At 32.9% G+C, this 20,144-nt stretch carries 21 protein-coding genes and 1 tRNA gene; 15 read left to right on the forward strand and 7 right to left on the reverse strand.

The genetic code is table 11. The annotated features are described in order from the left end of the window. Window positions 1-24 precede the first annotated feature (24 nt). Together C683_RS01775 and C683_RS01780 are read left to right on the forward strand one after the other, a co-directional pair. The gene (locus C683_RS01775; protein WP_009488771.1) at window positions 25-2,682 is read left to right on the forward strand and encodes a glycosyl hydrolase 53; all 2,658 of its coding nucleotides are present in this window, start codon (window positions 25-27) and stop codon (window positions 2,680-2,682) included. A 129-nt stretch (window positions 2,683-2,811) separates the two neighbouring features. After that, a complete protein-coding gene (locus tag C683_RS01780; protein WP_009488772.1) occupies window positions 2,812-3,516 on the forward strand; it encodes a glucosamine-6-phosphate deaminase in 705 nt (234 codons plus the stop codon). Between the two features lie 84 nt (window positions 3,517-3,600). Here C683_RS01780 and C683_RS01785 read toward each other — a convergent pair. The 4 genes from C683_RS01785 to C683_RS01800 all read right to left on the reverse strand — a co-directional run bounded on the left by C683_RS01785 (window position 3,601) and on the right by C683_RS01800 (window position 5,380). After that, a tRNA-Arg gene (locus C683_RS01785) sits at window positions 3,601-3,674 on the reverse strand. A gap of 32 nt (window positions 3,675-3,706) precedes the next feature. After that, window positions 3,707-4,162 (reverse strand): DUF3284 domain-containing protein, encoded by a 456-nt coding sequence (locus C683_RS01790; RefSeq protein WP_009488773.1) that lies wholly within the window; start codon window positions 4,160-4,162, stop codon window positions 3,707-3,709. 18 nt (window positions 4,163-4,180) lie between these two features. Further along, window positions 4,181-4,942, reverse strand: a complete 762-nt coding sequence (locus tag C683_RS01795; RefSeq protein WP_009488774.1) for an acyl-ACP thioesterase domain-containing protein — start codon at window positions 4,940-4,942, stop codon at window positions 4,181-4,183. Window positions 4,943-4,945: 3 nt separating this feature from the next. After that, window positions 4,946-5,380, reverse strand: coding sequence for a hypothetical protein (locus C683_RS01800; RefSeq protein ID WP_009488775.1), 435 nt, complete (start codon window positions 5,378-5,380; stop codon window positions 4,946-4,948). Window positions 5,381-5,477: 97 nt separating this feature from the next. Between C683_RS01800 and C683_RS01805 the strand changes: the two genes are divergently transcribed. From C683_RS01805 to C683_RS01820, 4 genes are all read left to right on the forward strand, one after another. Further along, on the forward strand, window positions 5,478-5,846 hold the full coding sequence (locus C683_RS01805) for a hypothetical protein (protein WP_009488776.1): 369 nt from the start codon (window positions 5,478-5,480) through the stop codon (window positions 5,844-5,846). After that, window positions 5,843-6,688, forward strand: coding sequence for an HAD family hydrolase (locus C683_RS01810; RefSeq protein WP_009488777.1), 846 nt, complete (start codon window positions 5,843-5,845; stop codon window positions 6,686-6,688). Before C683_RS01805 ends, C683_RS01810 begins: the two co-directional genes overlap by 4 nt. A gap of 2 nt (window positions 6,689-6,690) precedes the next feature. After that, complete coding sequence (locus C683_RS01815) at window positions 6,691-7,344, forward strand: HAD family hydrolase (protein ID WP_009488778.1); 654 nt, start codon at window positions 6,691-6,693, stop codon at window positions 7,342-7,344. Between the two features lie 140 nt (window positions 7,345-7,484). Continuing rightward, window positions 7,485-9,212 (forward strand): septation ring formation regulator EzrA, encoded by a 1,728-nt coding sequence (locus C683_RS01820; RefSeq protein WP_009488779.1) that lies wholly within the window; start codon window positions 7,485-7,487, stop codon window positions 9,210-9,212. A gap of 11 nt (window positions 9,213-9,223) precedes the next feature. On the opposite strand, the gene C683_RS01825 is transcribed toward C683_RS01820, so the two are convergent. Further along, window positions 9,224-9,631 carry a GtrA family protein gene (locus tag C683_RS01825; RefSeq protein WP_009488780.1) on the reverse strand — a complete coding sequence of 136 codons (408 nt, stop codon included), beginning with the start codon at window positions 9,629-9,631 and terminating at the stop codon, window positions 9,224-9,226. A 127-nt stretch (window positions 9,632-9,758) separates the two neighbouring features. Between C683_RS01825 and C683_RS01830 the strand changes: the two genes are divergently transcribed. The 4 genes from C683_RS01830 (at window position 9,759) to C683_RS01845 (ending at window position 12,804) form a co-directional block, all read left to right on the forward strand. Beyond that, entirely contained in the window at window positions 9,759-10,262 is a 504-nt protein-coding gene (locus C683_RS01830) for a hypothetical protein (protein WP_009488781.1), read from the forward strand. A gap of 16 nt (window positions 10,263-10,278) precedes the next feature. Further along, window positions 10,279-11,394, forward strand: coding sequence for an LCP family protein (locus tag C683_RS01835; protein WP_009488782.1), 1,116 nt, complete (start codon window positions 10,279-10,281; stop codon window positions 11,392-11,394). Beyond that, on the forward strand, window positions 11,378-11,752 hold the full coding sequence (locus C683_RS01840) for a hypothetical protein (protein ID WP_009488783.1): 375 nt from the start codon (window positions 11,378-11,380) through the stop codon (window positions 11,750-11,752). Before C683_RS01835 ends, C683_RS01840 begins: the two co-directional genes overlap by 17 nt. 158 nt (window positions 11,753-11,910) lie before the next feature. Next, window positions 11,911-12,804 (forward strand): DUF4767 domain-containing protein, encoded by an 894-nt coding sequence (locus C683_RS01845; protein ID WP_009488784.1) that lies wholly within the window; start codon window positions 11,911-11,913, stop codon window positions 12,802-12,804. A 44-nt stretch (window positions 12,805-12,848) separates the two neighbouring features. Here the strand turns inward: C683_RS01845 and C683_RS01850 are convergent, their stop codons facing one another. Both C683_RS01850 and rlmD read right to left on the reverse strand, forming a co-directional pair. After that, the gene (locus C683_RS01850; RefSeq protein WP_009488786.1) at window positions 12,849-13,523 is read right to left on the reverse strand and encodes a PepSY domain-containing protein; all 675 of its coding nucleotides are present in this window, start codon (window positions 13,521-13,523) and stop codon (window positions 12,849-12,851) included. A 113-nt stretch (window positions 13,524-13,636) separates the two neighbouring features. After that, window positions 13,637-15,004, reverse strand: coding sequence for a 23S rRNA (uracil(1939)-C(5))-methyltransferase RlmD (gene rlmD, locus C683_RS01855; protein WP_009488788.1), 1,368 nt, complete (start codon window positions 15,002-15,004; stop codon window positions 13,637-13,639). A gap of 55 nt (window positions 15,005-15,059) precedes the next feature. Here rlmD and C683_RS01860 point away from each other — a divergent pair, with 55 nt between their 5' ends. From C683_RS01860 to C683_RS01880, 5 genes are all read left to right on the forward strand, one after another. Further along, entirely contained in the window at window positions 15,060-15,860 is an 801-nt protein-coding gene (locus tag C683_RS01860) for a RecX family transcriptional regulator (protein ID WP_009488790.1), read from the forward strand. Next, a complete protein-coding gene (gene mutY / locus C683_RS01865; protein ID WP_009488792.1) occupies window positions 15,857-16,930 on the forward strand; it encodes an A/G-specific adenine glycosylase in 1,074 nt (357 codons plus the stop codon). The genes C683_RS01860 and mutY overlap by 4 nt, the downstream gene beginning before the upstream one ends. A 68-nt stretch (window positions 16,931-16,998) precedes the next feature. Next, window positions 16,999-17,532 carry a nucleoside tri-diphosphate phosphatase gene (gene ntdP, locus C683_RS01870; RefSeq protein WP_009488794.1) on the forward strand — a complete coding sequence of 178 codons (534 nt, stop codon included), beginning with the start codon at window positions 16,999-17,001 and terminating at the stop codon, window positions 17,530-17,532. An 83-nt stretch (window positions 17,533-17,615) separates the two neighbouring features. Continuing rightward, complete coding sequence (locus tag C683_RS01875) at window positions 17,616-18,746, forward strand: AI-2E family transporter (protein WP_009488796.1); 1,131 nt, start codon at window positions 17,616-17,618, stop codon at window positions 18,744-18,746. A 66-nt stretch (window positions 18,747-18,812) separates the two neighbouring features. Then, window positions 18,813-20,144 carry a hemolysin family protein gene (locus C683_RS01880; protein ID WP_009488798.1) on the forward strand — a complete coding sequence of 444 codons (1,332 nt, stop codon included), beginning with the start codon at window positions 18,813-18,815 and terminating at the stop codon, window positions 20,142-20,144.

A 20,144-nucleotide genomic window follows, 5' to 3' on the forward strand; every position in this document is an offset into this window, starting at 1 on the left:
GATTAAAAGAAAGGGAAAGATAGAGTGAAAAAAGGTTATTTAGCATTAGTCACAATAGGATTATTTACCTCAATAGTTTTAGAAAATAATCAAGCAGATGCAGCAACCAGTGGATTATATAATTATCAATCAAAAATGACTGTATCATCATCAAACGGAAGAATTTTTAAAGATTCTTCATTAAAAAGCAGTAGTAACGTAAAACAAGGAACTGTATATCAAGCTGATGGTTATCGCAATATTAATGGTAAGCGTTATTATCGTATGTACCAAGGGTCAAAATATTGTGGATATATGCATTCTGATAATGTTAAAAAACTAACAAAAACAAATTTATCTTCATCAAAGAAATACATTGCTTTGAAAGGTAAAAATATTTGGAATGACTTATATTTTAAAAAGAAAAATATAACTTCAGATAGAGAACGTGTCTATGAAACAGATGGTTATTACACTTTAGGAAATGGACAAAAATATTATTCTTTGGCGCAATATGATCGTAATGGAAAACGCGTATGGAAAGGGTATACGTATAGTGGATCCTTACGTGATATGAAATATACATCTTACAATAAAAAAGTGGTGATTGATAAAAATAATTACTCATTATGGAATAATTTATATTTTTCTAAAAAAATGGCAAATCCGAATGCAACTGCTAAAAATGGGCAGGTATACCAAGCAAAAGGATATTATTATTTAAACGGACATCGTTATTATTCATTATATCGTACAGATAGTAATGGTAAAGAAAAATGGTGGGGCTATATTGATGGTGGTTGCGCGAAACTAGTTGATTCAAAATCTGTTTATAATCAATATTTTGATTATAAAAATATTAGTGATAAAACTGGATATATCAACACAGGAGCTACATTAAAATTTTATAGTGGACCAACATCAAACTATGATTATACCAATCGAAAATTAGGTTATAGTACGAAAGTTTGTTATACAGACGAATCTTTTAACGAATCTGGTAACCGAGTGAAAGTATTTAAGGGAACAAAACCAAGTTCGAATACTTTTTTAGGATGGTTAGATCGTCGTTATATTTATGATAGTAACACGACAGCTAAAATGGCTAACCATGAAAAAAATCATTATGGCGTATGGAGTGAACCAGATGGCGGATCAAAACTTACAACAATGTCAACTTTCCAAAAAGGACATATTGAGGTAAATCAGCAATATATCAATCCAAAAGGGATAACACAATATCATATTGTTAGCAATGGTGCTAATGCAGGTTGGGTAGATAATGATTTTGTATTACGTAACCAAATTAATGTGCCAACTAAAATTAGTTTAGTTCGTTCATATAAAAATGAAAATGGTACCTATGTTGCTAAATGGAATCCATTAAACGCAGTAAACTATGCAACAAGTAATTATGGCTCTGTTTTAAATCCGACACGTGATGTCAAAGTAGACAAAACATCTATTGATACTTCAAAACCAGGAATCCATAAAGTTACCTATTCTATTGGAACAGCAAGTAAAACAGTGGATATTGTAGTCCGTGATAGTGAATCAGAAATGGAAGTAAAATATAATGCAAACCCTCAACAACCAGCCCAAGGATATCCAAAAATTCCATATTTGAATCAAATGACTAATTTAAACTATACTTTAGCAGGGTATAAAGGTGGTTCTAGTTATGGCACAGCACCACAAGGAGATAATGGATATGGAGTATCATCGATTCCAAATACGTGGACAACAGCTAAAGGTACACCGAACATGACTTTTAAAACAGCTTTGTTTACACCTTATCGTTTAAGTGAATCAAACAATAAAGAGTCAATGGCTAATTCGGAGACAGTGCAACCACAAGGATTATCCGTAATTGGGAAGAAAATATATGTTTTATATAAAAAACTAGATGAGAAAAAATCAGCTTCAAATCCAATGAAAAATCGAGGCTATATTGTATGTTATGACCAAAGTAAAGTAGGAAAATTGGGCGATTTACGTCAATTACGTGCATTATCTCGTGAAGATTATAATAAATATGCTTCCATTTCTACAGGAATTACTGTTGGACCAGAAATTGTTGTGGGACATGGACAAACATTAACAACAGATGGTAAAAACTTATTTGTTAATACAACAAATGAGGGAGAAAATAATAGAGATTTAACAGGAGTTAATTCATTTAACAAAGTGAATCCAAATACATTGACAGTGAGTGAATATACAACATCACGTATTATTGCAACAAATAAGTCTCGTTCCTATATTGCGAATCGTCAATTTTTCAATATGGCAGCTAAAGATGAGAATACATTTTATGCTTTATATAAATGTAATGAATACAAAAATACAAAACCGGGAACATCATCAGCAGCTAATTGGGAAGTTTGGGAATCAAAACGTCAAAGTGATGGTACATTTAAATCTCGACAAGTAATTTCATTACGTATGCCAATTGGCATTGATACACCAATTCAAGGTATGACTTATATTGCGAATAAAAATGCATTGTATGTTGTAACTGATGGTGGATTTATTGGTTTCACATTACCAACATCAACAGAAGATACGGGCGGTTCGAAATTGATTGCGAATACGAAATTAAATAGTCAACGTCGTGAAGCTGAAGGAATTGCTTATTCTAATGGTAAATTATATATTGGATCAAATAAAGGTAGCGAAGTATTGGCAGCTTCATTGTATTAATACATTATAATCACCAAGGAAAATTCTTTTGGTGATTATTTTTTATTTTTTTCGATAAATGGTATAGACAGATTTTTCGCCCTATGGTATATTTTTGGTATAGACCAATGAGAACGGAGGAGAACCAACATGCGTGTATTAATTGTAAAAGATGAACAAGAAGGCGGACGCATTGCTTTTGATCAAATTAAAGGAGCAATGGCAACAGGACAATTAAACGTTTTGGGATTAGCAACAGGAGGCACTCCTTGTACTTTATATGAAAACATTCGCAATAGTAATTTAGATTTTTCCAATACAATTTCTGTAAATTTAGATGAATATGTAGGATTAGGAGCAGAAGATCCACAAAGTTATCACTATTTTATGCAAGAGCAATTATTTAATGTAAAACCATTTAAGAAAAGCTATATTCCAGATGGGAAAAAAGGAGAAGAAGCTTGCGCGGAATACAATCAAATTTTAAAAGAGCATCCTATTGATTTACAAATCTTAGGCTTAGGTCAAAATGGACACATTGGATTTAATGAACCAGGAACACCATTCACGACTCCAACGCATAAAGTTCAATTAACTAAATCAACGATTGAAGCGAATAAGCGTTTCTTTGATTGTGTAGAGGATGTGCCAACAGAAGCATATTCTATGGGAATTGATTCTATCATGCAGGCAAAATCTATTATTTTATTAGCTTATGGCGAAAAGAAAGCAGATGCAGTAGCAAAAATGATCCAAGGGGAAATTACAGAAGATTTACCAGCAAGTATTTTACAAAAACATCCTGATGTAACGATTATTATTGACGAAGCAGCTGCTAAAGACTTGAAACATTAATCAAGCAAATGAAAAGGGTAATAATGAGAAATAAAGAACGTTAGAAATAAAAAAGGACTAGAGAAAATTCTCTAGTCCTTTTTACGTCCCCGACACGATTTGAACGTGCGACACTCGCCTTAGGAGGGCGATGCTCTATCCAGCTGAGCTACGAGGACGAAAAATCAAGTCTAATTATAACGAAAAATGCTTATTTTTTCAAACGGTCGTTATCTTCTTTGATTTTTTCAGTTTGATATTTTTTTTCCATTTCCGCAAGCATTTGCAATAAGTGCTGCTTTTTATTACGTAAAAATAATGTCATCATTAAGAAGTCATTGATTTTTTGGAAAAAACCATCGGATTCTACTTTTTCTTGCACAAAAATTTGGCAGTGATAGTCATCAATGGGTGTGATTTCATAAGAAGTGTAAAAGGTATTATTTTTAGTTTTTGTTTGGAAAGCATAGCAACGATCATCTTCTTGTTTTGTAATCGTGACTGTGCCAATACTCCCATCATGGAATCGTTTTTCGTAGGAAAAATTTTCTAGATGAGAGCGTTTAGGCTTCTTTCCAGTAGTTCTTTTAATATCATATAAGACAGAATCAATCAATTCATTATAAATAAAAGAGGATGGACAATTGATTTGTTTTGTAACTTGCATAAACGATTCCTCGATTCTTTATTCATTCTCATTTCTTTGGCGCCAAGAGATAAGAGCTTTGGCAGATAAAACATCTTGATTATAGATGTAATGAGCCGTTTCTTTATCTGCTTCTGTAGATTCTCTTTCTTCACATTGACTAGAGATGGTATTGCCATATTCAATTTCTTTTTGGAAAGAAATTTCAATGTGTGTTGGTTCGTATTTTTCTAAGAAAGAGAAAGGAAGTACATCTAGCATCCAAGCTAAATAACGTGCATTATTTACGTGACGATTTGTATCTAAATCAAAGTAACGAACACGATAATTTTCTTGTGCTAGCATTTCTCCACTTGGATCTGGTACCACTGGGAAGCGATGAATACGTTTAATTTTTTCTGATTGATAAACAGAAATGACTTCTTCTGGTACGGTAACGATTTTTCTTGTCTCTAGATCCATTAAAGAAAAAACGCTTTTCATAGTAGCTAGACATTTGCCTTGTTGATTATGAATATAGAAGTTACGATAGCAGAAAAATTTGTTGTAAGATTCAGCTTCCGTTGTGACAAAAATTTGTTCATTTTCTTTGGGAAATTGATGAATATCTAAGCTGTGGTTGGTAATAATCCATCCTAAATGATGTTCTTCTAAATACGCATCCGCAGTAGGATCAAGAGAATAAGTTTGTAATTCTCCTGCTGTGATGGCAACACTCATCAGCATTGGTAAAGTAAGCTGTTTATGAATATCGCACTCATAAAATTGAACTTGGTGTGTTGTAGTGTAAGATAACCCCATTTTTTATTTTTCATCCTTTCTCTGATAGGTTTCGTAGTAAACCTTTCCTTGATCATCCTTAGCATAAATGGCATATTCTTTTGTTTTATCACGAAATTCAAGAGGAATATCCATTAAGTTTTGGATGAATTCAATGGTTTGATTTGGTGCTAACCAACTAGGAAGAGGTGCACTATGATCTGTTAATTTATGGAAAGAATAAACTTCTTTAGTATCTAAAGAACGAATGCCTAGTTCTGTAATTAGAATTTTAGTAATTCCTTCGTTTTTCACTTGAATATGAATTTTTTTTCTACCATTCGTTTGTTCTTTTTCAGTCTTGATTGTGATAATAAAATGAACGTGTGTACGACATTTTTTATAAATTTGTTTTCCAGCAACCAAACTGATTCCTAAAGCAATAATAATCCATAAAACGATGAGTACATAAAGTAGCAAAATTTTTCTCTCCCTATTGTTATTATTTTCATAAATCCTATTTCTTCTTAAGTATATCATGTTATCATGATAAAAAAGAAAAAAAGGAGGAAAAAATATGTTTTCTTTAGTTAATTTAAATATCCCTGCTTTTAGTTGGGTTATTTTCGGACTTCTTGTTCTTTTTTATGTACTTGGCGCTTTTTGGTCTCATAAAAAAGGATTGTATTTATTTCCTCGTTATTTTATAAAATGGAAAGAAAATAATGGAAAATATGAGCTCAATGCGAATGAAAAAGCAGTGGTTGCTTGCTTTGGGCGGAAGATTATGATGTGGTGCTTAGGATTTATGTTTGCCATTGTAGTTTTACTAACGGTTTATCGCTTTTTAAAAATCAATTATGGATTGGTTGCACTCATTGTGATTAGCTTTTTATATCTTTATCATTACTATGCTTCCTTTTCTACAGGAGGCGAAGTAGAATGATTCAAGCAATCTTTTTTGATATTGATGGTACCTTAGTGACAAGAAAGAATCATGTACTTGCTTCTACACAAAAAGCAATTCAAATTTTAAAAGAAAATGGTTATAAAATTGGTATTGCGACAAGTCGAGGTCCAAATCAACTACCAAAAGAAGTAAGTGAGCTACCCATTGATTTTTACGTTTGCTTTAATGGTCAATACATCATTGATCAATGCTATCATCGTTTGTATTGCCATCCTTTAGAAGAAAAAATTTTGCATAAAGTAAAGCAATATCAAAAAGCTCAACATATCCAAGGAATTTGGCAAGGGGTAGAAGAAGAGAAAGGCAGTTTATTTATGCGCTTTGCTCAAAGCTCTGTCTTTTTACCATTAGTACATCAAATGAAACGTTACATTCCCAATGTTGTTTTGCAAGGGTGTTATCAATTACGAAGAGGAGCACCTGCTAGTGTTCCAAAGATTCAAGGGAAGATTTATCAAATTACTTTGTTACAACCACAATCTGAGGATGAATCGTTACAAAAGGAAGTAAAAGAAGCAACCATTACTCGTTCTAATCCTTTTACCGTCGAAATTATCCAAAAAGGTCATTCCAAAAAACGAGGGATTGAAGAGGTACTACAAGCTCACCAAATGGGATTAGAACATCTTTTATTTTTTGGAGATAGTTATAATGATTTAGAAGTAATGAAAAGTAAGGCGATTGGTGTGGCAATGGGAAATGGTATTCCTGAATTAAAAGAAGTTTGTGATTATGTGACAAAACATCACGATGAGCATGGGATTTATCATGCTCTAGAGCATTTTGGTTTATTAGAAAAAAGAAGAGATGAGGAATAGCAATGAAAAAAATAAAAGCAGTGATTTTTGATATGGATGGTGTAATTGTAGACACCGAACAAGCCTACCAAGAAAGACGAAAAGCCTTTATGGCCTCTTTGGGTTACCCTACAGATACTATTGATTGGTATCAATTTATTGGAGAAACTTTTTCTTCTTTATGGCATTTAGTAGAGCCTTGGGTGGATATTTCTTGCCAAGAATTACAAGAAAAATATGTAGCCTATAAAAAAGAACATCCCTTATCTTATTTAGATATGGAAAATAAAGAGATGGTAGAAACAATTTTGTCTCTCAAAGAAAAAGGGTATCTTTTAGGGCTTGCTTCTTCTTCAACGAAAAAAGATATTCAACGTTGTTTAGAGGAATTACAATTAACACATGTTTTTCAAAAGATTCGTAGTGGAGAAGAGTTTCCAAAAACAAAGCCTCATCCAGCCATTTATCAACAAATCATTGAGGATTTAGGGGTTTCAAATGAAGAAGCGATTGCGGTCGAAGATAGTGAAGTGGGGATTACTGCAGCAAAAAAAGCAGGATTAACGATAATTGCCTATCATCAACCTCAATATGGTCAAGATCCTTCTTGTGCAGATTTTATAGTAAGAACACCAAAAGAGATTCTTTCTTTTATTACTAGCGAAGAAAAGATTTAAGGGAATTTGTTTCTATTGTTCTAAAGTATGCTATAATATCATTGTTATATTGTCGCTAATGTAGGGTCAACATAGCAAAAGGAGATAATCCTTTATTATTCATTGCACCTTGAAATTATTATACTATTGGAGGAATAAAGATGACATCGAAAACTTGGTTATTCGTTTTAATACTCATTCTTCTTGTGAGTTTAGGAATTTTCCTTTGGTTAACTTATACAATCCATAAGTTACAAAAACGCTATGAAGCATTGAACGAACGGAGAATGGAATTATTAAAGAATAAAGTCCAAGAACAATTAGATGAAATCAAAAAGATGCATCTTGTAGGTCAAAGTCAAAATATTTTCCATCAATGGGAAGAACGTTGGCAAGTGGTTCATGCCGATGAGAAAAACATCGAAGCAGATTTTATGGAAATTACAGAAACAATGAACCGTTATGCTTACATTTCTCATACGAAAGAATATATGGATTATTTAGACGCTCGTTTACAAGAATGGGAAGAAAATGTTCATTCGATTGAAGACGGTTTACAACTTTTACAAGAAAGTGAAGCCGATAATTCAAAACGAGTTCAAGCTTCGTTAGATTTATTACAAGCCCTAACCTCTGATATTGAAGAAAATCCTGAAAGTTATGGTGTTGCTCTACCAGAAGTTCAAAAACAATTGCAATATGTAACCAATACGTTTAAAGAAGTAGATGATTTAAATGAAAATGGGGATCCATTAGAAGCTGCACAACGCTTACAAAAAGCGGAAAAAGAAGTGAATGTAGCAAGTGTACTTTTCAAAGCAATTCCACCATTAAATAAAGAAATCGAAACTACCTTCAAAGAACAATGGTTAGATTTACAAGAAGGATATCAACATTTAGTAGAAATGCAATTCCAATTTCCGGCAGAATTAGGAGATATTTCGGAATTATTATCTCAACTAAAAGCTCATATTGAAGAAGCACAAAATGCGTTAGAACGTTGTGATATTGATATTGTAGAAACACAAAATAAACGGATTGCAAATGAAATTCATGAACTTTATGAAGGAATGCAAAAAGAAGTCGACGCTAAAAATTATGTGGATAGCAGTCGTGGTATGATTCGTGACTTTTTAGATCATGCCTATAAAAATAATCGTCAGTTATCGATTGAATTAGATCATACTGCACAGTCTTATGTTTTCCATAATAATGAAGTGGGTCGTGCACGTAATTTCCAAAAAGAAATTGATTCTTTACAAAGTCAAGTGAATATGTGGGAAGCAATGTTAGATAACCATACTGCTATCTACAGTGAAGTAGAAGAGTTTTATCGGGAAACCTTCAATGTATTAGAGGATATTGAAAATCAACAAGTAGAAATGGATCAAACGATGGTTCAAATGACAGAGGATTACAAAAAAGCGGAAGCTGCCTTTGAAGAATTTGAATTTAAAATGCGTACTTATAAACGCTATATTGAAAAATATCGTTTACCTGGATTACCTACAGAATATCTAGATGATTTCTTCTTGGTTTCTGAATATATTGAAAGTTTAGGTGTAGAGTTAGCAAAAGTTCGTGTCGATATTTTAAAACTAAACGAATATGTAGCGACGATTCGTGAAAAAGTAGCAAATATCGCGATGAAGACAAATCAAATTGTCCGTCATGCACGCTTAGCTGAACAATACATGCAATATGCAAATCGTTATCGTACTACTCATGATGTAACATCAACGATTAATGAAAGTCTACAATACTTTAAAGAATACCGCTATGATGAAGCAATGAATACAATGAAAAAATGTTTGGAACAAATTGATCCAGAATCGGTACAAAAAATTGAAGATTTTTACGATGAAGAATGCGATGATGAAGTAGTATAAAAGCAGGGAGCTTATTCCCTGCTTTTTTTGTTGAAAACGATAAACTTGCTTAAAAGATAATTCAAAATAATAACTAATACTTGAGCAATGATTTTCACTAAAAGAGTGGCAGAAGGTAAAAACCAAAGACCAATTTCTAAAATAATCATCTCTAAAACTAAAGTGACAATACGAGATGAAGTGAAAGAAGCAAATTCTTTGATTTGTTCTCTTTTACTAGTGTATGTTTTTTGAAAGACATATTTTGCATTGGTAACAAAGGCAAAAAGAACTGATAAAATCCAAGCAATCACGTTGGAGACCATAATAGGACAATGAAGAAAAAGAAAAACTTGGAAACTCACAATGTTAACCACAGTTGTCAGTACACCAAAAATTAGATACATAATAATTTCGTTGTTTTTAATTTTTTGCCACATTTTATCCCTCCTTATTCGTTCTTTGTCATCATATCATATTTTTTAAGAAAGCGGTTATTTTTATTAGGGATAGTGTAAAAATTATGATACATTTAATAGTAAGAGAGATATATTCGAGGTGAGAATCATGGGAATTTGGGATGAAGTAAGTGAAATTGAACAAACGAATGATATTTTTGATCGTTTACAAAAATTAGAACTTCGCTGTAAGGAAGCGGAAGAAGTTTGTTTACGTATTAGCACACAATTTCATGGGTTTAAAAGTACATTAGAGCAAGAAGCAAAATATATTTACGATGACCAAAAAGCTTTTCCAAAAGTAGAAAAGAAAGGAAATTTAATTAACTTTATTTATTGTACAAATTTATATCGTCGAATTGAATATATTGAGCAATTATATTTAACTTTGTTAGAAGAAAGTAAAGAAGATTTTAAGGATAAGAAAAATCCTTGGTTAGAGGTACTCTCTCAGTTAGAACATATGGTACAATCACTTAAAGAATCATACAATGTATGTATTGATATTATTAAACGACTAGCAGATCGTCATTCTGCAGTTTACTTATTATGTGAAAATGTACCAAAAGCATTATTTATTGATCGAGCATATATTGAGAAATATTATTTTTAGTAATGGAGAGTAGATTATGACTTCAAGAATGGATCGTCATAAGAAAAAGAGTAAAAAAGAGATTTTGCGTGTACCAGAAAAGAAACAAAAGACTTCTAGAGTAGAAGAACAAGAAGAAAGTAGAGAAGAAACAAAAATTTCATCAACTACTGCTTCTACTACCCAAGAAGTAGGACCAAAGAAAAAGAAAAAAAAGAAGAAATATTGGCTTTGGATCATTGTTGTACTACTGTTAGTTCTCTTAGGTAAATTTTTATGGGATACAACAAGAATGATGAATGGAATTCAAGATCAAAAAAATCCAAATGATGAAACGTCTCTAAAAGTAGCGAATGAAAAAGTGAAGAAAAGAGAACCAATCGCAATTTTATTACTAGGTACGGACGATGGTGCATTAAATCGTAGTAATAATGGTGGATTAACCGATACAATGATGGTATTAGCTATGAATCCAAAAGAGAATAAATCGTTGATGATGAGTTTGGAACGTGATTCTTATGTAGATATTACGAACGGTGGTGGAAAGGCTAAATTAAATAGCGCGTATCGTTATGGAGGAGCCACAAATTCTGTTGCTACCGTAGAGCAGCTATTAGGAATTCCCATTGAATATTATGTCACTATTAATATGAAAGGATTGGAAGACTTAGTAAATGCAGTAGGAGGAGTAACGGTAGATAGTAATTTAGCCTTTACTTTTGATGGTTATACTTTCCAAAAAGGACCAAATAAAATTGAAACGGGAGCAGAAGCGTTAGCCTTCACTCGTATGCGTAAAGAAGATCCAGATGGAGATTATGGACGTCAAAAACGCCAACGTGCATTAGTGACAGCGATTATTAAAAAATTAGGTTCTGCTAGCTCTTTATTGCATTATAAATCTATTTTAGATACGGTAGAACACAACATGAAAACCGATATGCCAATGTCAGTGATGATAAAAATGGCTACCACTTATCGTAGTAGTTTTGATCATATGGAAACTGATTATTTACATGGAAATAACTTCATGTTAGATGGTATTTCTTATGAAGATATTAGTGGTGATTTACCACGAGTAAAACAAGCCTTACAATCTGTTCTAGGAATGAATACGCAAGAAGGAGGAATGGGCAATGAACAAAATGGATGATGCACAAAAACAAGCTTTTTTAAATGCAATGCGCATGCAAGAAAATAAAGATGAATCTTCAAAAGGAGAAGATGTTACCGTATCATCCACAGTCTCTACAGACAAAGTAGAAACCGCGGAAGATAAGAAAGAAACTTCTACAGAAAGAATTAATGGTCTACTACATCGACTATATGATGAATTAGCTACTTTACAAAGTTATCGTAGCGATGAGTATACAAAAGAAAGTTGGATGAATTTTTATCAAGCCTATGCGTATGCACTTTCGGTTTATGAAATGCCAAAACCAACAGAACATGAATTGACAGAGGCAATGGATAAATTAACAAAGGCCAAAAATCAATTGGTAAGTCATTAGCCTTTACTGAAAAAGAAATTGTACAGAAAGATGTACAATTTCTTTTTTTTATTAGAAAAAATCGAGAAAAATTAAGAAAAATAAACAGAAAGGTATATAAAGGAAGAAAACTATGCTATCCTAAAAAGGCAAAAGAATGAAAATAGGAGAAATATCGTATGAAAAAAATGCAATATATTGTCGCTACTTTAGGATTAGCTAGCGTTTTCCTTTTATCTGGTTGTGGGCAGTCTTCTTCTTCTAGTTCTTCTTCTAGTTCAGAATCAGCACAAGAACAAACGGTAAATTCTTTAGTAGAAATCAAAAATGATTTAGAAGAAGATTCTTATAATCAAGCCAAAGAAAAATTAGATGAGGCCTTGAAAAAAGATCCAGATAATAAAGATTTAAAAGCAGCCAAAGAGCAAGTAGATTTGTATATGAAAGCCAAAGAAGCTTATCGTGAAGGTCGTTACGATGTAGCATTAGATAATGCTAAAAAAGTATGCAAAGTAGAATCTGGTTTAGAATTAATGGATAGTAAAGCTAAAGATCTAGAAACGAAAGCTAAAGATGAATTAGCAGAGAAACAACAAAAATCAAAAGAGAAAAAAGTACAAAAAAGAGAACAAGCAGCCACAAAAGCCGCCAATGTTTCTAATTCAAAATGGAATGGCACAAAACAAGCGGAATTAGGGAATTTAATGACGCAATGGAGTGCTTCAATGGGACAAGATTATTCAAAAGTTGGATTTTCTGAATATGTAGGTAATATGGGATGCTCTGTTTCTGATTTCCAAAATGGTTCTGCAACCTTATATGTGAGTGGACAACCTGTTACGGTAACGTTAGGTAATCAAGAAGCAGGAAGCAGCTATCATATTGTAGGTGCTTATGATGGAATGACAAATAATGGGGATGATACTACTTACTTATTTGCGATCCATAATGGACAAGGAGTAGTTCTTGTTTCACAAAATTCAGATTATATTGAATCTAATACTGTAGATTCTTACTTTACACCAACGAAAAATCAAAATTTAAGCAGTCGTTTTGCTAATTTAGTCGGTTAGTTTGCAATAAAAAAAGACCTCAGATTAGAGGTCTTTTTTTATTTTTAGTCATCATAACTAGATTCTGCTTCAAAATCAGATTCAGAATCTACGACTTTACCATCTTTTGCCGTTAAGGTAATTTCTTTTTCGTTTTGTTCATTTTTACGATCTTTTTGGAAAGTTACACTATATACAGGAGTATTATCATCAACTTTTAAAGTCCACTCTGTTGCCTTCATATCAGTATCTGCGTTCTTTTTCGCAATTTCAATGGCTTGTTTTGGTGAAGTTTTGATTTCTTTTAATGGTAATACTTCGTGGTCTTTATTTTCTTGTTCATTTTCTTCTGTACGTTGAAGTTCTTTGTTCATTTTATCGGCGTTAATTACCCAAGTTACTTCTTTCTTAGCAGAAGAGTTAATTCCTTCCATTTTATAAACAGGAGTTTGATTTTCTGTTTCAAATTTGACTTCAGTCAATTGGTATCCTTTGTTTTTCTTTTGGAAGGCTTTATTTAATTGTTCTGGAGTCGCAACGTATTTTGCTGCATCAGCTTTTGTGGTTTGATTTCCAGATTGAGCTTTGCTATCTTTTGTTTCTTCTTTTGTCGATTTTGTTGTTTGCTCTACGCTGCTAGAAGAAGATTCTTTGTGTTCCTCTTCTTTTTTATCTCCACAACCGACTAAAGCAACACTCAATAAGCCGACCATGCCAATTCCTAACCATTTCTTTTTCATTTTTCTTTTCTCCTTTATGTACTAGGTTTCTTGAAACAAGTTCAATATAACATGAAAAAAGAATAAAGAGATAATTATCCTATCTCTTTATTCTTTCTTTTAATCTTTTCTTATTAATTTTTTCGAGTTAGAGAAACAACCGCTTCTGCTCTAGCTGTTTGTGGGAACATATCTACCGATTGGATATATTGTACTTCATAAAGAGAAGATAAACGATTTAAATCTTTAGCTAAAGTAGAAGGGTTACAGCTTACATAGACTAATTTTGGAATCGGATAAGCTTGTAAAGTATCTAATAGCGTATCATCCAATCCTGTGCGTGGTGGATCGACAATCATTCCATCGACAGGAAGACCTTCTTTCACCCATTGTTGAATAATAACTTCAGCTTTTCCAGCTTCGTAGTGTGTATTATTATTTTCTAATTGTTGGGCATTTTTCTTAGCATTTTCAATCGCACTAGGAATAATATCCATCCCATATACTGCTTTTACATAAGGGGCAACAGATAATCCAATCGTTCCCACTCCACAATAAGCGTCGATAATGGTATCGTTGGGTTGAACTTGTAACGCTTTACGAACTTCTTCATATAAACGTTCTGTTTGTACTGTGTTTAATTGGAAGAAAGAGCGAGCAGATAAATCAAAGTGTTGTTCTTCTAAATATTCGCGAATCGTTTCTTTACCCCATAAATGAATGGTTTCTTCTCCCATAATTAAAGAAGTTTTATCAGGTTGAACATTTTGCATAATAGAAATAATTGCTTCATTACTTTTAGCAATCGCTTGGACGATGCGTTCTAGTTGCGGCACATTTTTTTTCGTAGTAATTAAAACAACTTGTGCTTCTCTTGTATATTTACTGACACGAACCATTAAAGTTTTAAACAAGCCGCGATGTGTTTTTTCATCGTAAAAAGAAGCTTCAAAGCGATTTAAAATTTGAAATACACTGTTGGCGATTTCTTGTGTTAATGGATCTTGGACACAACAGTCATCGATTGGAACGAGCGTATGAGATCCTTCTTGGAATAAGCCCATTTTTCTTTCCTTTTGATAACGCAATTGGAATTGTAATTTGTTACGATAAAAGTAAGGTTCATCCATGCCAATGGTTGGACGGATAGAAATATTTTTCGCTCCTTTAGGATAATAGCGTTCTAAAGCTTGTAAAATGACATCTGCTTTAAAAGCAAGTTGTCCCTCATAAGATAGATGCTGTAATTGACATCCACCACATTTTGCATAATGAGGACAACGAGGTTTCACTCGTTCTTTACTGATAGTTTCAAATTTTACAAGGGTAGCTTCAACGTAATTTTGCTTGACCTTTGTCACACGAGCAAGTACCGTTTCTTTTGGTAAGGCGTAAGGGATGAAGACTAAAGTTTTTTTATAATAAGCAATTCCTTCTCCGTTAATTCCTAGGCGCTTTACTTTTAAACGCAAAGTTTGGTTTAATAGAGATTGATTATTCATAGTGGATCCTTTCTACAGTTATTTGCCTTTACTATACCATGAAAGGAGAAAAGAGATGGCAGAAATCTATGAAAAAGTCCAAAAAGTGGAGAAATTAAAGAAAAATTATCGCATCTATTGGCAAAATCATGAGCCAATGATTGTTTCAGAAGATTTTTTAGTGCAATACCGCTTATTAAAAGATAAGGAATTCACGCAAGAAGACTTTATTGAAATGAAAAAAAATATGAGTTCTGACCAAGCGTATGAACAAGCCTTACGTTGGATTTCTTATCAAATGCGGACGATTCAAGAAGTCGATCAGTATTTAAAGGAAAAAAATCATAAGGAGCGTGTGCGAGCAAAAGTGATTCGTCAACTCATCGATTATGGTTGGTTAAACGATTTAGAATATGCACAATGTTATATGCGTACCAAACGAAGAGAGGGTAAAAAAGGACCACGAGCGATTGCGTATCAGTTAAAAGAAAAAGGGATTTCTGAAAATGATATTTTTTTAAGCCAAAAAGAATATCCAAGAGAAAAAGAATACGAGAATGCTAAAAAACAAGCCGAAAAATTACAATTGCGCTATCAGAAAAAAAGTATTCGAGAACAAAAAGAAAAAATTCGGCAAAAATTATATCAAGATGGATTTCAAAGTGACATTATTCAAGAAGTATGTAGCGAATTGGAATTTTCTTTAGAATCAGAATTAGAAAAAATGCGTCCGGTTGCAGATCGATATTGGAAAAAGTATCAAAAATATGATGAATACACAAGAAAAGAAAAATTAAAAATGATGCTATATCGTAAAGGATATGCCAGTGATGATATTCAACAGTATTTACAAGAAAAAGAAGAGGAGCAAGGATGAAAGAACAGTTATTACAATGGTATGATGGGCATAAAAGAGAATTGCCGTGGCGAAGTGATCCTACACCTTATCATGTTATGGTATCAGAAATTATGTTACAACAAACTCGAGTTGTGACCGTTTTACCTTATTATCAACGATTTATTGAAGAATTACCGACGATTCAAGCGTTAGCAGAAGTTTCTGAAGAAAAGTTACATCAACTTTGGGCTGGGTTGGGATACTATTCAAGAGCAAGAAACTTAAAAGTCGCAGCCCAACAAATTCAAGAATTAGGGTATTTTCCTTCTTCTTATACTGAATTACTTACTTTAAAAGGAATTGGACCTTATACCGCAGGAGCGATTGCGTCCATTGCTTTTCAAGAAGCAGTTCCAGCAGTAGATGGGAATGTATTACGGGTATATACTCGCTTATATCAAATCAAAGGAGATATCAAAAAGGCACGTACAGTCAATGAAGTTCGTAAAGTCGTAGAACAAACGATTTCTCATACTCGACCTGGAGACTTTAATCAAGCATTGATGGATCTTGGAAGTGAGATTTGTACTCCAAAATCACCACGTTGTTTGGATTGTCCTTTACAAGAACAATGTCTTTCTTTCCAACAAAATACCGTACTTGATTTTCCAGAAAAAGGGAAAAAGATAGAGAAAAAAGAAGAGTATTTTGTGGCTATGGCATACCATAATGAAAACGGAGAGTATTACTTCTTACCGCCAAAAGAAAAAGGATTGTTACAAAATATGCGCCTTTTTCCATTAGAAGAAGTTTCTAAAGAAAAGTTTATGTCTTTTGAGCGTTACTATAGTGAAAAAGGACAAGTTTCTTTATTGGAGCCATCTACTCCTTATCTTTCTTCTTTGGCGACAAATCAAGAAGAGTGGCACTATGCAGGGGAAGTGAAACATATTTTTACCCATAAAGTATGGCATATTTTAGTGTTAACTCAAAAAGTAAAAGAATCCACAGATTTTGGTGGATATCAATTAAATCAAGTTCCATTTGCACTTTGTAAATTACAAGAAAAGATGAATCAATGTATTGAAAAAAGCGAAAAAGGAAAATAGACAGAAGCACGAACTTTCGATATAATAATCAAGAATGAACGATATTCTGTTAGAAAGAAGGGTAAAGGATGCACGTTCCAAAAGAAGGTGACATCATTACCATCCAAAGTTATAAACATGACGGTAGCTTGCATCGCACTTGGCGAGACACCATGGTCTTAAAAACAAGTGAGAATTCCATTATTGGTGTAAACGATCATACATTAGTAACTGAAGCCAACGGTAGACGTTGGGTTACACGTGAACCTGCCATTGTCTACTTTCACAAAAAATATTGGTTTAACATTGTCGCGATGATTCGCGAACGTGGAGTATCTTACTACTGTAATTTAGCTTCCCCATATGTTTTAGATGCAGAGGCGTTAAAATATATCGATTATGATTTAGATATCAAAGTATTCCCAGATGGAGAAAAACGCCTCCTTGATGTAGACGAGTATGAAATTCATCGACGTCAAATGCATTATTCCAAGGAAATAGACTATATTTTAAAAGAAAATGTCAAAATTTTAGTCGATTGGATTAATCATCATAAAGGACCTTTCTCTCAAGAATATGTAGATATTTGGTATGATCGTTACAAGCAACTGTCGAGAAAATAAGTTTTGATGGGTGATTTTTATGAAAAAAGGTTAGTCTTTACTAGCCTTTTTTTGTATAATGAAAAAAAGAAAAGGAGGCATCTATGTTTGAAAAATTCAATAAATCGAATCTTTTATTTTGGTCGTTAGAATTATTGATTTTGGCATCTTTAATTTTTGTTTCGACAAAGATTAAATTTCTTTTCCAGCCAATTTCAGCATTTTGTTCGACCTTGTTTGCTCCTTTGTTGCTTGCTGGATTTTTATATTATATTACGAATCCATTAGTAACATTATTAGAGCGCTTTAAAATCAAGCGAATTATTGGAATTGCAATTGTTTTTCTATTGTTAATTGGCATTATTAGTCTTTCTGTATCTACTTTTATCCCAAGCTTGATTGCTCAATTGGTAGATTTATCAAAAAATATTCCTTCAGTGATGGGAGATTTACAAGATTTCTTTGCTAAAATTAGCCATGAGCCATGGATGAAAGAATTAAACATTGATCAATATTTGCATAAATTTGATATTTCGATTGCTAAAACGATCAAAGGATTATTAGTGACGATTAGTTCTGGACTAGGAAATCTATTATCTTCATTGACCAGTATGGTGATGATGATGATTACTGTGCCTTTTATTTTGTTTTACATGCTAAAAGATGGTCATAAAATGATTCCAGGAATTCGTAAACATTTGCCAAAAAGTATTCGTGATGACATTGCTAACTTATTACATAAAATGAGTGATACTTTATCTTCTTATATTAGTGGACAAGCGATGGAATGTGTGTTTGTAGCACTTTGCACCTTTGTTGGTTATGAATTAATTGGTATTCCTTATGCCTTTTTATTAGCGGTTATTGCCGGGCTAACAAACATGGTTCCTTACCTAGGGCCTTATTTGGGATTGGCACCAGCAATGTTTGTTACTGTATTCCATTCTCCATGGAAAGCCGTTTTATGTGCTGTAGTGGTTTTAATCGTCCAACAAATTGATGGAAATATTATTTATCCAAATGTCATTGGAAAGAGTTTAGATATACATCCTTTAACAATTATTATTATTTTACTTGTTGCAGGAAATATCGCTGGGGTATTAGGAATGATTTTAGGAGTTCCTTTCTATGCGATTGTTAAGGTGATTGTGAAGTCATTTTTACAGATTTACCGAATTCACAAGCAGCAGCAACGAGAAGATGCTTTAGTTAAAGGAATTAATGGAGAAGAGTAAGGGGTACGCCTCTTACTTTTTTGTGTTATAATAACGATAAAATGAATAAAAAGTGAGGAATGTGAAATGCCAGACGGAGACAGTCATTCGATTTTATTCGAATTGGTATTATTAGTCGTCTTAACATTAATTAATGCTTTTTTTGCTGCAGCAGAAATGGCGATGGTGCAAGTGAACCATAATCGCTTAGAGCAGCAATCAGAGCAAGGAGATAAAAAAGCAACGTTGATCTTGAAAATTTTAAAAGAACCAACGAACTTTTTATCAACGATTCAAGTAGGAATTACGGTCGTTACTTTGCTATCAGGGGCCTCTTTAGCAGATTCGATTGCGAAGATGATTGCGCCTTTATTAGGAGGTTCTACAGCAGCGTATCAAATCTCTCAAGTGATTGCGATGATTATTTTGACGTATATCTCCATTGTTTTTGGAGAATTATACCCAAAACGTATTGCTATGAATTGTCCCGACCAAGTCGCTCGTTTTGTTGTTCAACCGATTCGTTGGTTGAGTATTTTAGCGAAGCCTTTTGTTTGGTTATTGTCAAAATCAATCGATGTGTTGTCTAAATTAACACCGATGAAATTTGATGATGCAGAAAACAAAATGACGCGTGATGAAATGCGCTACTTATTAGAAAATGAAGGAGCAGGCATTTTAGATCATGAAGAACTAGAAATGGTCCAAGGGGTATTTTCTTTAGATTCAATGAAAGCAAAAGAAGTGATGGTACCACGACCAGATATGTTTATGATTGATGTAGAAGAAGACCAAAAAGAAAGTGTCCGTAAAATTTTAGAAGAACGATATTCAAGAATTCCTGTCTATCAAGAAGACCGTGATAATGTGATTGGTATTGTTCATACAAAACGTATTTTAAATGCGGCATATCAAGTAGGATTTGAAAATTTCCAATTAAAAGATGTGATGCAAGAGCCTTTATTTGTGCCTGAAACTATTTTTGCCGATGATTTATTGTATGAATTCAAGCGTACACAAAATCAAATGGCTATTGTTTTAGATGAATATGGTAGCACAGTAGGGTTGGTTACTTTGGAAGATTTATTAGAAGAGATTGTAGGCGAAATTGATGATGAAAGTGATGAAATTGATTGTCTATATAAGAAAATCTCAGAAAATGAATATTTAATCCAAGGACGCATGACAATTAATGAATTTAATGATATTTTCCATCAAAAATTAGAGATGGATGAAGTAGATACTATGGCAGGATATTTAATTTCTGCTTTAGGTGTAATCCCAGAAGAAGGAGAACACTTAAGCTATGAGGTGGATCATTTAATTTTAACTACAGAAGTAATTGAAGATGCACGTATCATTGAATTAAAAGTGAAATTTTTAGAAGAAGAAAAAATAGTAGAGGAAGAGGAAAACTAA

Source organism: Catellicoccus marimammalium M35/04/3, from assembly GCF_000313915.1.
Lineage (GTDB): Bacteria > Bacillota > Bacilli > Lactobacillales > Catellicoccaceae > Catellicoccus > Catellicoccus marimammalium.

Bases quoted from the DNA above. Each gene is read 5' to 3' on its own strand.
- C683_RS01780 (WP_009488772.1), top strand. From the start codon at position 2,812: ATGCGTGTATTAATTGTAAAAGATGAACAAGAAGGCGGACGCATTGCT.
- C683_RS01790 (WP_009488773.1), bottom strand. From the start codon at position 4,162: ATGCAAGTTACAAAACAAATCAATTGTCCATCCTCTTTTATTTATAAT.
- C683_RS01795 (WP_009488774.1), bottom strand. From the start codon at position 4,942: ATGGGGTTATCTTACACTACAACACACCAAGTTCAATTTTATGAGTGC.
- C683_RS01805 (WP_009488776.1), top strand. From the start codon at position 5,478: ATGTTTTCTTTAGTTAATTTAAATATCCCTGCTTTTAGTTGGGTTATT.
- C683_RS01810 (WP_009488777.1), top strand. From the start codon at position 5,843: ATGATTCAAGCAATCTTTTTTGATATTGATGGTACCTTAGTGACAAGA.
- C683_RS01815 (WP_009488778.1), top strand. From the start codon at position 6,691: ATGAAAAAAATAAAAGCAGTGATTTTTGATATGGATGGTGTAATTGTA.
- C683_RS01820 (WP_009488779.1), top strand. From the start codon at position 7,485: ATGACATCGAAAACTTGGTTATTCGTTTTAATACTCATTCTTCTTGTG.
- C683_RS01825 (WP_009488780.1), bottom strand. From the start codon at position 9,631: ATGTGGCAAAAAATTAAAAACAACGAAATTATTATGTATCTAATTTTT.
- C683_RS01830 (WP_009488781.1), top strand. From the start codon at position 9,759: ATGGGAATTTGGGATGAAGTAAGTGAAATTGAACAAACGAATGATATT.
- C683_RS01835 (WP_009488782.1), top strand. From the start codon at position 10,279: ATGACTTCAAGAATGGATCGTCATAAGAAAAAGAGTAAAAAAGAGATT.
- C683_RS01840 (WP_009488783.1), top strand. From the start codon at position 11,378: ATGAACAAAATGGATGATGCACAAAAACAAGCTTTTTTAAATGCAATG.
- C683_RS01845 (WP_009488784.1), top strand. From the start codon at position 11,911: ATGAAAAAAATGCAATATATTGTCGCTACTTTAGGATTAGCTAGCGTT.
- C683_RS01850 (WP_009488786.1), bottom strand. From the start codon at position 13,523: ATGAAAAAGAAATGGTTAGGAATTGGCATGGTCGGCTTATTGAGTGTT.
- rlmD (WP_009488788.1), bottom strand. From the start codon at position 15,004: ATGAATAATCAATCTCTATTAAACCAAACTTTGCGTTTAAAAGTAAAG.
- C683_RS01860 (WP_009488790.1), top strand. From the start codon at position 15,060: ATGGCAGAAATCTATGAAAAAGTCCAAAAAGTGGAGAAATTAAAGAAA.
- mutY (WP_009488792.1), top strand. From the start codon at position 15,857: ATGAAAGAACAGTTATTACAATGGTATGATGGGCATAAAAGAGAATTG.
- ntdP (WP_009488794.1), top strand. From the start codon at position 16,999: ATGCACGTTCCAAAAGAAGGTGACATCATTACCATCCAAAGTTATAAA.
- C683_RS01875 (WP_009488796.1), top strand. From the start codon at position 17,616: ATGTTTGAAAAATTCAATAAATCGAATCTTTTATTTTGGTCGTTAGAA.
- C683_RS01880 (WP_009488798.1), top strand. From the start codon at position 18,813: ATGCCAGACGGAGACAGTCATTCGATTTTATTCGAATTGGTATTATTA.